Below are 14,010 nucleotides of genomic sequence, written 5' to 3' on the forward strand. Positions count from 1 at the left end.
ACGTTTACCTACGACTGCGAAAACCGTCTCGTCAAAGCCGAAACGCTGGTGAACAGCCAGCTTCATAGCACCGGCACGTACCAGTACGACAGCCTGGGGCGACGGGTTGCCAAACAGTCCGAAGTAAACGGCCAGACCCAGCACAAACGCTTCCTCTGGCAAGGCCTGCGGATGCTGCGTGAAGAACAGCCGGGACAGAGCAGCCTGTACATCTACGAGCCCGGCAGCTATGCGCCGCTGGCCCGTGTCGATCAGCGTGAAGGTGAACCCGAAAACACGCTTTACTACTTCCACACCGACCAGATCGGCACGCCACTGGAGATGACCGACACCGACGGCCAGATCGTCTGGCAGGCGACGTACAAGGCGTGGGGTTCGATCGAAGCGCTGACCGTGAACGAGGTCGAGCAGAACCTGCGTTTTCAGGGGCAGTACTTTGATGAGGAGACGGGGCTTCACTACAACACGTTCCGGTATTACGATCCGGAGGTGGGGCGGTTTGTTACGCAGGATCCGATTGGGTTTCTCGGAGGGCTTAATCTTTACTCATACGTTCCTGCTCCCACATTATGGATTGATCCTCTTGGATGGCTTCCTTGGGAGAAAGGAGGTTTTGATAGTTGGTTCAATAATGCTTCTGTTGCTGACGTTCTCAAAAATAAGACTGCAGTGGGAGACGCGCTAAGAAGGCCAGGAGGTAAGCATGAAATGTTTCCAGTTTCAATAGCTGCGAAGGCAAAAGAGCTAGGTTTTTCGGCTCAAGAACTTAGAGAACTGACTGTGCCAACCAAAGATGTTACTTTTGTCGGCGTTACTGATGCGCTCGGCAATCCCGTACCTGACGGATCACACCATAATAGCAGCGCAGGTAGAAACTTTCACAATAAGCTAATAAGAGATTTGGCTAAGACTCAGACAAAGGCTCAGGCGTTGAGTGTAATTGATGCCCATCATCGTGCTCATATGAAATTAGGGAGTTGCTAATGGATACTTACGATATTGAAAGGTATGAAAAAGTTCATATTTGGATCGGTACAAACTTTGAGCCAGAACCGGATTATCAGAAATATTTTGAGCTAGATTATGATGCTGAATTAGATGAGCCAAGCTATAAAGTGTGTGGGTTTTGTAAGGATATAGGGATAAGGTGGTATGATGAGGATTTCATTGGAATCATCCCCAGAGCTGAAAAGGAAATAAGCTTAAATGAGCTTCTTAAAGAGGCTCCTATTGATTCTAATAGTTTAGAAAATGTAAAGGCGGAATGTGCTAATTTAGGTATTTCCAAAGCAAATGCAATATTTTGGTACTCTGACGGCGGTATTGCTGTTTCTCGGCCATATAAGGCTAGCTATAATGGCTTAAAATATGTGGGTCTGTTTGAAGGGAATTGACTTTCTGTATGCTTTTTTAATGTGGAGACTATAAGTGCCTCGAAATAGTGATTGATTTTCAATTGTTTCTTTGAGGTACTTATATATTGCTTCTATTTGCTAGCTATTGAGTGGCTTTTGCATTTTTAAAATTTCGTATTAAATAATTTCTGTCAGGTTGGGTTTTGATTTGTCAGATCTCAATTTTTAGAATGTATTTTTCAGGTCTGTTTCGAGTAAAATTTTTCTGTTCTCGCTACGACTCCGCAGCCAACCGCTTGAACTTTAACACCAGCCGTTTCGACCACGTGACGGACAACCGCCTCAAGCAATGGCGCGATCAGGTATACAGCTACGACGCCTGGGGCAACCTGACCGAGAAAAGCAATGGTCTAGCGAAATGGCAGACGTTTACCTACGACTGTGAAAACCGTCTCGTCAAAGCCGAAACGCTGGTAAACAGCAAGCTCGAAAGTACCGGCACGTACCAGTAAGACAGCCTGGGGCGAAGGGTTAGCAAGACCTCAATAACGGACGGCAAAACCGAACACAAACGCATCCTCTGGCAAGGCCTGCGGATGCTGCGCGAAGAACGGCTGGGACAGAGCAGCCTGTACATCTACGAGCCCGGCAGCTATGCGCCGCTGGCGCGTGTCGATCAGCGTGAAGGTGAAGCCGAAAACACGCTTTACTACTTCCACACCGACCAGATCGGCACGTCACTGGAGATGACCGACACCGACGGCCAGATCGTCTGGCAGGCGACGTACAAGGCGTGGGGAAGCATCGAAGCGCTGACCGTGAACGAGGTCGAGCAGAACAACTGGGCGTTACCGCCGAAAGCCGCTGCAAATCATCGAAGACGCGATGGGCCACTTCCTGCATTTCCTTCGCATCGAGCAAGACACGCTGGCCGACATTAGCGCCACCAGACGCTAGCCCTTCACCATCGAACTGCATGACACCGACCACATAACCGGCTTTACGCTGCTTCATGGCAGCCAGCTTTCGCTTGGGTACGATGGATGTGCCTGGCTGCTCCAGGAAACCGACCCGCTATGTCGGACCATCACCTACCTTCATGAATTTATTGCCACACGCCCCGCAAGTCGCTGGATAAACTTCAAGTTCTTCGCGAGCTCGTTCCTCCCCATCAAGGAAGACCAAAATTGGGCAAACAATCCCGCAACAAACCAGGTCCCCTCGACCCAAAGCTGATGTATTTCTACACCCCGTACACCTTCCGCGCGCGCTATTTTCCGGTGTTCATGTTTTCCATGTTCATGTGCATTTTTTCGCTCGCCATCACGACAAGCATTGTCACGCAGGCCTGGTTTGCTCATGACCGCGATGCGTCCATGGATACCTTCAAGCTCATGATGGGCACCAGTGTGATCATGTCAGCCGGGGGCATTTTGCTGGCAAGAGGGCGGCTGTGGGGGATGTGGGTGTTGGTGACCTTGCTGGCGATTTGTATGGCTACGGCGCTGGTGACTTGGGCTATGCCTGATCGGCGTGTCGATGTGATCAGCTCGATGCTGGGTATGCTTTTTCCGTTGCTTGGCTTTTTATCACTGAACAGCAGGCGTCACCGGGAGATGCGTGAGCAGTTTCTGTTCAATCGTGCGCAGCGCAAGGTGCTACGTGAGGAGTACAAACTCAGGGATGCGCGCAAGCGTCACATCGAGAGTCGAAGGGCCATGCTGCGCAAAAGGAAGGAGAGCCGTCGATAGCCGGATGCGTTTTCGACAGGCAACAAAAAACCCGCCGAAGCGGGTTTTCCCAAGACCATCCCGACTTCCTGTCGGACGCCTCCGAGGCGATGGCCGATCATCCTTGATCCTGGTGAGCTCCCTGCTCACCACTTGTTGGATCCAATATTACGGCTCTTGTTGTTGGACAAAAATAGCCAACTACCCCTAGGGCGTGTAAGCCTTTGGCTATACGAGGCCGTTGCAGCCCTGTTCCTGCATCAACATGCCGTGGGAATGTGACAAGTGATGCGTAGGAGCAGCAGGGCGTACATATTTCGATCAGTCGTCCATGACGCGGCACAAATCGCAGGCAATAAAAAACCCGCCGAAGCGGGTTTGTACCAAGACCATTCCAACTCCCTGTCGGCTGCCTTCCCGGCGATGGTCGATCGTCCCTGATCCTGGCGAACTCCTTGTTCACCAGTTGTTGGATCCAATCTTACGACTGTCCCGTCAGGTCAAAAAGAGCCAAATGACTCAATTGCGTGTAAGCCTTTCGCTATACCTGCGTGGGATTTAGTCGAAGGTCGGGTGATGCAGTCCTGCCTGCGCGAGCTATAACTGAGCACAGCAGCATCACGAAATCACCGGCCCGCTTGGGTCCAGAGCTAATAATTCGCCAGGGTGTGTCTATGTCGATCTTCCATCAGGGGCTGTCCAAAGGCCCGGCCAACCACATGGCGCTTACGCCGCTGAGTTTTCTTGAGCGTACTGCCGCGACTTACCCGGATTATCCGGCAGTCATTCATGGCGCGATTCGGCGTGACTGGGCGCAGACGTATCGCCGCTGTCGCCAGCTCGCTTCAGGATTGAGCCAGTTGGGTGTGCAAAGCGGCGATACGGTTGCGGTGATGCTGCCCAATATTCCGGCAATGCTTGAGGTGCATTTTGGTGTGCCGATGCTGGGTGCGGTGCTCAATACGCTGAACGTGCGCCTGGATGCATCGGCCATTGCTTTCATGCTCGGGCATGGCGAAGCCAAGGTGTTGATTGCCGACCGGGAGTTTCATGTTGTGGTGCATGCGGCACTGGCCATGCTGGAGCATCCGCCGCTGTTGATTGATGTGGACGACCCTGAATACGGGGAAGGGCGGGCGCTCAGCGAGCTGGACTATGACGCATTGCTCGCTGCGGGCGATCCTGAGTTTGAGTGGCAATGGCCCGAGGACGAATGGGCGCCGATTTCCTTGAATTACACTTCCGGTACGACCGGCGACCCCAAGGGTGTGGTCTATCACCACCGCGGCGCGTTTCTGAATGCCATCGGCAATCAGATGGCGTGGGGCATGGGACTGCACCCGGTCTACCTATGGACGCTGCCGATGTTTCACTGCAATGGCTGGTGTTATCCGTGGACGATCACTGCGCAGGCCGGTACGCACGTGTTCCTGAGGCGGGTCGATCCGCAGAAAATCATCACGCTGATCAGCGAGCACAAGGTCAGCCATCTGTGCGGCGCACCCATTGTGCTCAATGCGCTGGCCAATCTGCCCAATGCTGCAGACGTCTCGTTCGGGCACGCGGTCAATGCGATGACCGCCGGTGCTGCGCCGCCTGCCCGGGTCATTGCGTCGGTCGAGGCGATGGGCATCTGTATTACCCATGCCTACGGTCTGACAGAGACCTACGGTCCGGTCACCGTCTGCGCCTGGAAAGCGGAGTGGGACGAGTTGCCGCCTGACGAGCGTGCGTCGTTGAAGGCACGTCAGGGCGTGCGTTATCCGACGCTCGAGGGCGTCATGGTTGCCGACCCGCACACCCATCAGCCGGTGCCGAAGGACGGCCAGACCCTCGGCGAGATCTACATGCGTGGCAACACGGTCATGAAAGGCTATCTGGGCAACCCGGCGGCGACAGACAAGGTCTTCGAGGGCGGCTGGTTTCATTCCGGCGACCTGGCCGTCTGGCATGCCGACGGCTATCTGGAGATCCGTGACCGCAGCAAGGACATCATCATTTCCGGCGGCGAGAATATTTCGACCATTGAAGTCGAGGGCGTGCTGTATCGCCATCCTGCCGTGCTCGAGGCCGCTGTGGTGGCCAGGCCCGACGAGAAGTGGGGCGAGACACCCTGTGCCTTCGTCACCCTCAAGACTGGCTGTGACGAGGTGACGGGGGAACAGATCATGCGTTTTTGCCGCGAGCACCTGGCAGGTTTCAAGGTGCCGAAAACCGTGGTGTTCACGCCGCTGCCGAAAACCTCGACCGGCAAGATCCAGAAATTTCTGCTGCGGGACTGGGCAAAAACCGGCCAGACCGATCAGGGCGTAAAGGTCGCCGCTGCTTCGCAATAACGCTGCTCGGCGTTTCTGCTTTCCTGATCGCGGTCCCGGCTGGCGCGCTTGGTCCAGTCCCGGCATTCTTCGCGGAAATTGACCTGAGCGGATCTGCGGCACTCGCGCCGTTCCACCGAGCGGGCGAGGAAGTTCTCGCACACGCTGTCGCCGTCGATGGTGTTGTCGTAGACACGCCATTGCGCGCGATAGCGGTCACGGCCGTCCCATTCGCGTATGGACACCGTCGCCACCTTGTAAGGACGTGACTGACGGGCGGCGGGGCGAGCGGCATCGGCCTTGAAATCAGCCATGTACGTTGCGGACACCATGCCTTTGGCGGGCTCGGTGTGAACGGGGCGTGGTACCTGGCCAAAGCGACAGTTCAACACGCTTTCGTCGATGACATTGCCGTTCTTCAGGCAGTTGTCCAGCGGTTGCACCGGGGCGTTTTGTGCAGCCGTGTTTGCAGGAGCCGGTGTCGGCACCACGTAAGTTTCCTGGCGCAGGGAAGCAGAAGGCGTGCTCGCAGGCAGTGCGGGCTCGGGGACAGGCTCAGGGGTTTGCGTCTCAACGGCAGGCTGCACGATGACAGGCGCAATGATTTTGGGCTTGCGCAGTTGCGAAACAATCATGCCGCCGAGGCAGCCCGCCACGATCAGACCTGCCAGCCACAGACCGTAAGGGCGTGGCTTGCGGGAACGCGGCGTTGATCGTCGGGCCGGATGCGAACCCAACACCACATCGACCTGGCCGGGCACCAGACGCTGGATGCGGATAATGCCGTCATCGTCAGGCTGCTGCTGTTTGGAATTCATCCCTGCTCCTTGAGTCATCCATGGTGCGCTGCCAGGTCTTGTCGCCATGCAGTGGGCGCGAAACTTCAAGTGTATCGGCGTACTACGGCATTTCTGAAATGGTTTAGGGGTGTATTCACGATGCCCGACAGGCTAAGGTCGAGTCCGATTTGATTCACTAGGAAAGTATTGCCAATGCACGAGCGTCTTGAGCAGGTTTTCGGTTATTCGCAGTTTCGTCCGGGGCAGGAGGCTGCGATCAGCGCCGTGCTCGCCGGGCGCTCTGCCGCCGCGATTTTTCCGACCGGCTCAGGCAAGTCGCTATGTTACCAGTTGCCCGCTTTGATGTTGCCGCACCTCACACTGGTGGTTTCGCCGTTGCTGGCGTTGATTCAGGACCAGCTGGCGTTCCTGCAGCGTCATGGTACTTCGGCGGCAAGTATCGATTCGGCGCAGAGCCGGGAAGATGTCGCACAGGTCATGGCGCGGGCGCGGTCCGGCGAGCTGAAGATTTTGATGATCTCCGTGGAACGCCTGAAAAACGAGCGTTTCCGGCAGTTCATTGCTCAAGTGCCGATTTCGCTGCTGGTGGTGGACGAGGCGCACTGCATTTCCGAATGGGGTCACAACTTCCGGCCCGACTACCTGAAACTGCCCGACTACCAGCGTGAATTCAACATCCCGCAAGCCTTGCTGCTGACCGCCACGGCCACGCCGCAGGTGATCACCGACATGCAGGACAAGTTCGCCATCGCCCCCCAGGACGTGGTGACCACCGGCTTCTATCGTCCCAATCTGCACCTGTGGGTCGAGCCGGTTGCCGGGCGCGACAAGCGTCGGCGGCTGGTCGAGTGGCTGAGCGAGCGAGGCGGGCAGCCGACCATTGTCTATGTCACCTTGCAGAAGACCGCTGAGTTCATCGCCGCGCATCTGCAGCAGAACGGACTTCCCGCCAGTGCCTATCACGCCGGTCTGCCGAACGATAAACGTGAGTCGATCCAGAAACAGTTCATGAATGGTCACCTGAACTGCATCGTGGCCACCATCGCCTTCGGTATGGGCATCGACAAGAGTGACATCCGCAACGTGGTGCATTTCGATCTGCCCAAGTCCATCGAGAACTACAGCCAGGAAATCGGCCGGGCAGGGCGTGACGGTGCTGCGTCCGTCTGTCTGGTGCTGGCCAACCGCGACAGCCTCAACGTGCTGGAAAACTTTGTCTATGGCGATACGCCGGAGCGCGAGGGGATTGCGTGCGTGCTGAACGACCTGCTCGCCGCGCGTGGTGACGGACAGTGGGAGTTTCTGCTGAATCCGCTGGCCGATCTCAGCAACATCCGCCAACTCCCGCTCAAGACCCTGCTGGTGCAGCTGGAACTGCGTGGGATCATCGCGCCGCGTTACGCATACTTTGCCGAGTACCGTTTCAAATTTCTGATCGAGCCGGTTGAGTTGATGGCGCGTTTCGAGGGCGAGCGACGTCAGTTCGTCGAAGCCGTGATCGAGACCTCAAGCCGGGCGCGAACCTGGGCGACGGTGGACTTCGATGCGCTGTATCAACGATACGGTGCCGAGCGTGGGCGAGTGGTCACGGCGCTGGATTATTTTCAGGAGAAGGGCTGGATCGAACTGGAAAGCAAGCAGATGACCGAGGTCTACAGCCTGCTGCGCAGCGATTTTGATCCCGAAGCGCTGAGTGACGAGTTGCACACGTACTTCAGCGAGCATGAGGCGACCGAGGTCGCCCGGATTCATACCATGCTGGAGGTATTTGCCAGTGATCAGTGCCTGACCCACCGCCTGGCCCGGTACTTTGGCGATCACAATGCGCCTGAGCGCTGCGGACATTGTTCGGTATGTCACGGCCAGGTCGCCCACCTGCCAGAGCCGCCTGCGCTGCCGCCGCTTGAGTCAAAGGATTTTCAACCGTTGTGCGGCGACTTCATCCGCAAACACCATGACTACAGCGGCCAGCTACCCAGCACCGAGTGCCTGACGCGTTTCCTGTGCGGTATCAGCGTGCCGCTGTTCACCAGACTCAAGGCGCGGGCGACCGCAGGATTTGCTGAGCTTGAGGATTATCCCTATGCGCAGGTCAGGGCGTGGGTGCAGGGCCGGCTGGATTCATCAAACTGATATGCCTGACGAGAAGCTGCTTGCCTGTGATGGAGTCTGGCGCGGTCTGCCAGCCCAAACGCAAACCGGCCGCTCGAGAGCGGCCGGTCATTCATGCGTTTTGAAGATCAACGATCACGGTAGTAGTGACCATGATTATTCTTGCGATGACCGCGATATTTCTTGCCGTGGCCACGACGATCACCACGATAACCACGTTCATCTTTAAGGCTTTCGTTGCCCATGTAGTTACCCAGCGCCGCGCCTGCACCGCCGCCGGCAGCCGAGCCAACCAGACTGCCTGTGTTGCCGCCCACGCTGCGGCCGATCACGTTACCGCCTGCCGCACCCAGACCGCCGCCAATGGCGGCTTCTGTACGGTTATGGCGATTTGCACCCACTGCACCGCCCGCTGCGCCGCCGACGCCTGCGCCAATCGCTGAACCGGTGCTACCGCCGAGTTGCTGACCGACGACTGAACCGAGTACCCCACCCAATGCTCCGCCTACGCCTGCTGTCACGTTATCGCCTGCAGAGGCGAAACCGGTGCTCAGGGTAAGAGACAACAACAGTATCGAGGAATACTTCATGTAGGGAATCTCATAGGGATGACGGCGCGATATTCGTGTCAAGTGAAGAATGTAGCAATGCAAATCCGACGAGTAACACGAATGCAACACAAACAGCTAAGTTATTGTTTTGACTTAGGAACTTAAACCTGAAAATGCAGTCTTAGGCTACTTGTGACAGGCCCGTTTCCAGTGGAGCGGGCCTTTTTTGTGGGCGTCAGATAATCCGCGCCGACTCCGCCGAGCGCTCGAGACGGATCGCCACGAACTTCGACGTCGGCGTGCTGCTGCCTTCGCCGACGCTTTCCAGTGGCACCAGTGGGTTGACCTCTGGATAGTAGGCCGCAGCCTGGCCGGCCGGGATGTCGAACGGCAGCAGAGTGAAGCCCTTGACGCGGCGTTCACGGTTGTCGCCCCAGATGGAGATCAGGTCGGCTTTCTGGCCCGGCTGGAAGCCCAGACGAATGATGTCGGCCTCATTGACGAACAGCACGTCACGCTGGCCTTTAACGCCGCGATAGCGGTCGTCCAGGCCATAGATCGTGGTGTTGTACTGATCGTGCGAGCGCATGGACTGCATGATCAGGTCCGGCACCTCTCCAGTCGAACTGATGCCTTCATGCAACAGGGTGCCCGGCAACTTGTTGGGTTTGAAGTTGGCGCGGGTCGATGGGGTGTTCCAGCGACGTGCACCCGCCGCGTTGCCCAGATAGAAGCCGCCCGGGTTCTTGATGCGCTCGTTGAAATCCTTGAAGCCCGGAATGGTGTCGGCAATCAGGTCGCGAATGCGGCTGTAGTCTTCGACCAGCCACAGCCAGTCGACAGGCTTCTTGCCCAGCGTGGCATTGGCGATACCGGCCAGAATCGCAGGCTCGGAGCGCATCTGCGACGACGATGGCTGCAATTGACCGTTCGAGGCGTGAACCATGCTGAACGAGTCTTCCACCGTGACCGCTTGCGGACCGTTGGCCTGAATGTCGATGTCGGTGCGGCCGAAGCACGGCAGGATCAGCGCGTCCTTACCGTGGAACAGGTGGCTGCGGTTGAGCTTGGTGCTGATCTGAACCGTCAGGTCGCAGTTGCTGAGTGCTTCTGCGGTGCGATGGCTGTCAGGTGTGGCCTGGGCAAAGTTGCCGCCCAGTGCGATGAACACCTTGGAACGGCCTTCGGCCATGGCATGAATGGCTTCGACCACGTTGTGGCCGTTCTCGCGGGGCACCTTGAACTGGAAGCGTTTTTCCAGCGCATCGAGCAGGAACACCGGTGGGCGCTCGTTGATACCCATGGTGCGGTCGCCCTGCACGTTGCTGTGGCCGCGAACCGGACACAGGCCAGCGCCCGGCTTGCCGATGTTGCCGCGCAGCATCATCAGGTTGGCGATTTCCTGAATGGTCGCCACCGAGTGACGATGCTGAGTGATCCCCATCGCCCAGCACATGATGACGTTCTTGCCCAGGGCATACATACGGGCCGACTGTTCGATGTCGGCAAGCGTCAGACCCGACTGCTCGACCAGTTCGTCCCACGAGGTGTCATCGATAGCGGCCAGGTAATCCAGTACGCCTTCAGTGTGTTCGTTGAGGAATGCGTGGTCGAACACCGATGGCGCGTCGGCAGCCTGCGCCTCACGCTCCCATTGCAGCAGAAACTTGGCCATGCCGCGCAGCAACGCCATGTCGCCACCCAGGGCCGGGCGGAAGTAGGCGGTGTTGGTCGGGCGGTCGCCGTTGGTAAGCATTTCCACCGGATGCTGCGGATGCTGGAAGCGCTCCAGACCGCGCTCCTTGAGCGGGTTCACGCAAACCACTTGCGCACCACGCTTCACCGCTTCACGCAGCGGTTCCAGCATGCGCGGGTGGTTGGTGCCGGGGTTCTGGCCGAGTACGAAAATGGCGTCCGCGTGTTCGAAGTCATCGAAAGTGACGGTGCCTTTACCGACGCCCACGCTCTGCGACAACGCAACGCCGCTGGCTTCGTGGCACATGTTCGAGCAATCGGGGAAGTTGTTGGTGCCGTAGGCGCGCACGAACAGCTGATACAGGTACGCCGCCTCGTTGCTGGCGCGGCCCGAGGTATAGAACTCGGCCATGTTCGGGCTGGGCAGGTTGTTCAGGTGCTTGGCGATCAGCGCGAAGGCCGCGTCCCAGGCGATCGGCTTGTAACGGTCGGTTTCGGCGTCGTAGACCATTGGGTCGGTCAGGCGACCCTGATACTCAAGCCAGTAATCACTCTGCTCCAGCAGCGCCGTGACGCTGTGGCGGGCAAAGAAGGCCGGGTCCACACGACGCTTGGTGGCCTCCCAGTTGACCGCCTTGGCACCGTTCTCGCAAAACTTGACCATGCCGCTTTCCGGCGAATCGCCCCACGCGCAGCCCGGGCAGTCAAAGCCGCCGTTCTGGTTGGTCTTGAGCATCATGCGCAGGTTTTTCAGCGCGTTGTCGCTGCCCAGCCAGGCCTGCGTCACGCTGATCAGTGCGCCCCAGCCGCCTGCCGCACCTTTGTATGGCTTATAACGGGGGGTAGGTGTCTTGTCGGCTTGGTGATGAGTGCTCACGCTTGAATCTCCATCGCAGGGCTATAGACCCGCGGCGCACTGTGCTGCGGCAGGTGGATTAAATTGAGGTTGTGCCGGCGCGCCCATTGCAGGGCCAGACCGGTGGGCGACGACAGGCTGACCAGTGTCTGGATGCCTGCGCGCAGTACTTTCTGGATCAACTCCAGGCTGCATCGGCTGGTCACGATGGCAACGCCACCCGCCAGCGGGATGTCCTGGCGGACCAGCGCGCCGATCAGCTTGTCCAGCGCGTTATGACGACCGATGTCTTCACGGCCCAGCAGCAATTGGCCGTTGCCATCCATGTAAATGGCGGCATGCACCGCACCGCAGTGCCGTCCCAGCGGTTGAAATTCGCCGATGCGCTGACGCAGGCCTTCCAGCCATTGGATTGGTGGCAGCGGCGCACCGGGAAGTACGTTCAGCTCAGGCAGCGCCTGTTCGACCGCCTCGACACCACACAAGCCGCAGCCACTGGTGCCGGCCAGTTGGCGGCGTTGTTGTTTCATTTCCCAGAAGGCACGGCTGGCGATTTCAACTTCGGCCTGCATCGCAGAACCGCAACCGCTGAGTTTGAAGTCGTAGATTTCATCGCGAGAGGCAATGATTCCGCTGCCCAGACTGAAACCGACGATGAAATCTTCAAGGTCGGTCGGGCTGACCAGCATGACGGCCTGGCTGATGCCGTTGTAAGCGATGGCCAGCGCTACTTCTTCAGCAAGCTCGGTGCGTGCGCCGTCCTGACCTTCGAGGGTCGCGTAACTGTAGGACTGGCTGGCTTCGGGGGCGGGCGCGAAAGCAGACGCGGTGCCGACCGTGCGCTTGGCTTGCATGGGCAGAGATACCGGCAGATTGACACCTGTAAGACTAGGCGTGTTGTCCGGTATCGTCTAATCGCTAGTTCCAATGCGCTGATAGATGACGTCGATCAATGTCTTATCGAGGGATTTCTGCCACCAGCGCAAAGCACGCTTCGGCCAGCGCCGAACGAGGTGCACTGCGGCGCATGATCAGCCCCAGCTGGGCCAAGGTGCGGGCATCGGCAATCGGATGCATGGCCAGATGCTCGGTCAGCGTTTCCAGACCGCCGTCCAGCGGCATGATGGCGCAGCAGAAACCGCCATGTACGGCCTGTAATAACTGATGAACGGCATCGGTCTGCAACAGGGGTTGAGGCTGAAGACCCCGGCTGTGGAAGTTGTGATCGATGGATTGGCGAAAGTGCATGCCGCTGGTGAGCGTGCCCAACGGCAGCTCGACCAGATCCGCCCAGCTCAATGGCTCATCGCCAAAGGTGAAGTGGCGTCGGTCGTAGAGCAGGCCCATTTTGGTGTCGTCCAGCGCCAGCGAGTCAAAACGGTCGTTGTCCAGCCGCTCCAGGTACGAAACGCCCAGGTCGATACGATTGCTCGCCAGTTGTTCCAGCACCTGCTCGGAGCTGAGCGAAGACAGTTCGAAACGCAGGTTCGGGTGCATCTGATGCAGCCGCTGCAGCAGCGGCAGGGGGTCGAAGCTCGACAACGGCACCACGCCCAGGCGCAACGTACCGACCAGATGACCCCGACAGGCAGCCGCTTCGGCCTGCAGACCGTCATACGCCGCGAGGACCGTGCGTGCCCATGCCAGCACACGCTCGCCCGGCGCGGTAAAACCTTCAAAACGCTGACCGCGATTGACCAGCGGCAAGCCAAGCTCCTCTTCCAGATTGCGCAGACGCATCGACAGCGTGGGCTGAGTGATATTGCAGCGCGCAGCCGCTTGCCCGAAATGGCGGGTTTCGTCGAGGGCGATCAGGAATTTGAGTTGCTTGATGTCCATATTCACTCCGGTGGGCAATCCAGGTGGTCGATTCTACGCGCTCAGGCTGAACGATGGTCAGCCAACGTTGGTCGGAACTCTGCAGGCCACGGTTTATAAGGGCTATGGTTGATGGTGCATATCTGACAACTCAACTGAGGAGAACCGGATTATGAGCATTTGGAGTTTTGTGAAAGAGGCGGGCGAGAAGATCCTTGATGCGATCACGCCCGGCAATGCCAACGCAGATGAGGTCCTGAAGGATCATATTTCCAGAGTCGGATTGGGCAACCCCAATATTCAGACAGAAGTTGATGGCACAACAGTGGTCGTGAAGGGCGAAGTGGCCAGTCAGGAAGAGAAGGAAAAAATCCTGGTGACACTGGGCAATATCAGCGGCGTTGAAAAAGTGGATGACCAGATGACCGTTGCAGCGGGCAGCGCGACCGCTGCGAGTGCCGAGTCCAGATTCTATGAGGTCAAGAAAGGCGACACGCTCAGTGCGATTTCAAAGCAGATGTATGGCGATCCGAACAAATATCAGAAAATCTTCGACGCCAATAAGCCCATGCTCAAGGATGTGAACAAGATTTACCCGGGGCAGACGTTGCGGATTCCTGAGTAAGTGGCGTCTCGGGCAAATGACTGCTCTCTGCTCTCTGCGCTCCGCGCTCATCGTGATACACACCTCTTGCTGCAACCAACGGACTGTGGGAAGCGGCTTGCCGGCGAGGCTTTTTTGAAGCGATGTCTCGGTGACTGATCTGACGCCATCGCC

General features: G+C 57.8%; 11 protein-coding genes and 1 pseudogene. 7 read left to right on the plus strand and 5 right to left on the minus strand.

Annotation, left to right across the window (positions count from 1 at the left end):
- The 5 genes and pseudogenes from KDX39_RS07860 to KDX39_RS07880 all read left to right on the plus strand — a co-directional run.
- Positions 1-984: RHS repeat domain-containing protein (locus KDX39_RS07860; protein WP_231659948.1), on the plus strand; the 984-nt coding region annotated here is incomplete at its 5' end.
- Positions 984-1,394, plus strand: a complete 411-nt coding sequence (locus KDX39_RS07865; protein ID WP_231659949.1) for an immunity 22 family protein — start codon at positions 984-986, stop codon at positions 1,392-1,394. The genes KDX39_RS07860 and KDX39_RS07865, both read left to right, overlap by 1 nt.
- Positions 1,395-1,627: 233 nt before the next feature.
- A pseudogene (locus tag KDX39_RS07870) lies at positions 1,628-2,296 on the plus strand (RHS domain-containing protein); the annotation flags it as partial.
- A gap of 246 nt (positions 2,297-2,542) precedes the next feature.
- Positions 2,543-3,106: a type III secretion protein gene (locus tag KDX39_RS07875; RefSeq protein ID WP_231659950.1), complete on the plus strand. Its 564-nt coding sequence runs from the start codon at positions 2,543-2,545 to the stop codon at positions 3,104-3,106.
- Between the two features lie 653 nt (positions 3,107-3,759).
- On the plus strand, positions 3,760-5,421 hold the full coding sequence (locus tag KDX39_RS07880) for an acyl-CoA synthetase (protein WP_231659951.1): 1,662 nt from the start codon (positions 3,760-3,762) through the stop codon (positions 5,419-5,421).
- Here the strand turns inward: KDX39_RS07880 and KDX39_RS07885 are convergent.
- The gene (locus KDX39_RS07885; protein ID WP_231659952.1) at positions 5,388-6,218 is read right to left on the minus strand and encodes a hypothetical protein; all 831 of its coding nucleotides are present in this window, start codon (positions 6,216-6,218) and stop codon (positions 5,388-5,390) included. The two genes, KDX39_RS07880 and KDX39_RS07885, sit on opposite strands and share 34 nt — an antisense overlap.
- 174 nt (positions 6,219-6,392) lie before the next feature.
- Between KDX39_RS07885 and KDX39_RS07890 the strand changes: the two genes are divergently transcribed.
- Positions 6,393-8,333 carry a RecQ family ATP-dependent DNA helicase gene (locus tag KDX39_RS07890; RefSeq protein ID WP_231659953.1) on the plus strand — a complete coding sequence of 647 codons (1,941 nt, stop codon included), beginning with the start codon at positions 6,393-6,395 and terminating at the stop codon, positions 8,331-8,333.
- Between the two features lie 107 nt (positions 8,334-8,440).
- On the opposite strand, the gene KDX39_RS07895 is transcribed toward KDX39_RS07890, so the two are convergent.
- The 4 genes from KDX39_RS07895 to KDX39_RS07910 all read right to left on the minus strand — a co-directional run bounded on the left by KDX39_RS07895 (position 8,441) and on the right by KDX39_RS07910 (position 13,253).
- Positions 8,441-8,902, minus strand: coding sequence for a glycine zipper domain-containing protein (locus tag KDX39_RS07895; protein ID WP_099227251.1), 462 nt, complete (start codon positions 8,900-8,902; stop codon positions 8,441-8,443).
- A 196-nt stretch (positions 8,903-9,098) separates the two neighbouring features.
- The gene (locus tag KDX39_RS07900; protein ID WP_231659954.1) at positions 9,099-11,435 is read right to left on the minus strand and encodes an FdhF/YdeP family oxidoreductase; all 2,337 of its coding nucleotides are present in this window, start codon (positions 11,433-11,435) and stop codon (positions 9,099-9,101) included.
- Positions 11,432-12,268: a formate dehydrogenase accessory sulfurtransferase FdhD gene (gene fdhD, locus KDX39_RS07905; protein ID WP_029244058.1), complete on the minus strand. Its 837-nt coding sequence runs from the start codon at positions 12,266-12,268 to the stop codon at positions 11,432-11,434. Before fdhD ends, KDX39_RS07900 begins: the two co-directional genes overlap by 4 nt.
- 103 nt (positions 12,269-12,371) lie before the next feature.
- Positions 12,372-13,253, minus strand: a complete 882-nt coding sequence (locus KDX39_RS07910) for a LysR family transcriptional regulator (RefSeq protein WP_231659955.1) — start codon at positions 13,251-13,253, stop codon at positions 12,372-12,374.
- A gap of 151 nt (positions 13,254-13,404) precedes the next feature.
- Here KDX39_RS07910 and lysM point away from each other — a divergent pair, with 151 nt between their 5' ends.
- On the plus strand, positions 13,405-13,857 hold the full coding sequence (lysM, locus tag KDX39_RS07915) for a peptidoglycan-binding protein LysM (RefSeq protein ID WP_099227253.1): 453 nt from the start codon (positions 13,405-13,407) through the stop codon (positions 13,855-13,857).
- Positions 13,858-14,010: the final 153 nt, after the last annotated feature.

Origin of the sequence: Pseudomonas sp. CDFA 610, from assembly GCF_021147865.1 — a bacterium.
Classification (GTDB): domain Bacteria; phylum Pseudomonadota; class Gammaproteobacteria; order Pseudomonadales; family Pseudomonadaceae; genus Aquipseudomonas; species Aquipseudomonas alliivorans.

What these genes read in the sequence shown, in the direction of transcription:
- KDX39_RS07885 (WP_231659952.1), bottom strand. Translation starts at nt 6,218, where the DNA reads ATGAATTCCAAACAGCAGCAGCCTGACGATGACGGCATTATCCGCATC.
- lysM (WP_099227253.1), top strand. Translation starts at nt 13,405, where the DNA reads ATGAGCATTTGGAGTTTTGTGAAAGAGGCGGGCGAGAAGATCCTTGAT.
- KDX39_RS07895 (WP_099227251.1), bottom strand. Translation starts at nt 8,902, where the DNA reads ATGAAGTATTCCTCGATACTGTTGTTGTCTCTTACCCTGAGCACCGGT.
- KDX39_RS07865 (WP_231659949.1), top strand. Translation starts at nt 984, where the DNA reads ATGGATACTTACGATATTGAAAGGTATGAAAAAGTTCATATTTGGATC.
- KDX39_RS07910 (WP_231659955.1), bottom strand. Translation starts at nt 13,253, where the DNA reads ATGGACATCAAGCAACTCAAATTCCTGATCGCCCTCGACGAAACCCGC.
- KDX39_RS07890 (WP_231659953.1), top strand. Translation starts at nt 6,393, where the DNA reads ATGCACGAGCGTCTTGAGCAGGTTTTCGGTTATTCGCAGTTTCGTCCG.
- fdhD (WP_029244058.1), bottom strand. Translation starts at nt 12,268, where the DNA reads ATGCAAGCCAAGCGCACGGTCGGCACCGCGTCTGCTTTCGCGCCCGCC.
- KDX39_RS07880 (WP_231659951.1), top strand. Translation starts at nt 3,760, where the DNA reads ATGTCGATCTTCCATCAGGGGCTGTCCAAAGGCCCGGCCAACCACATG.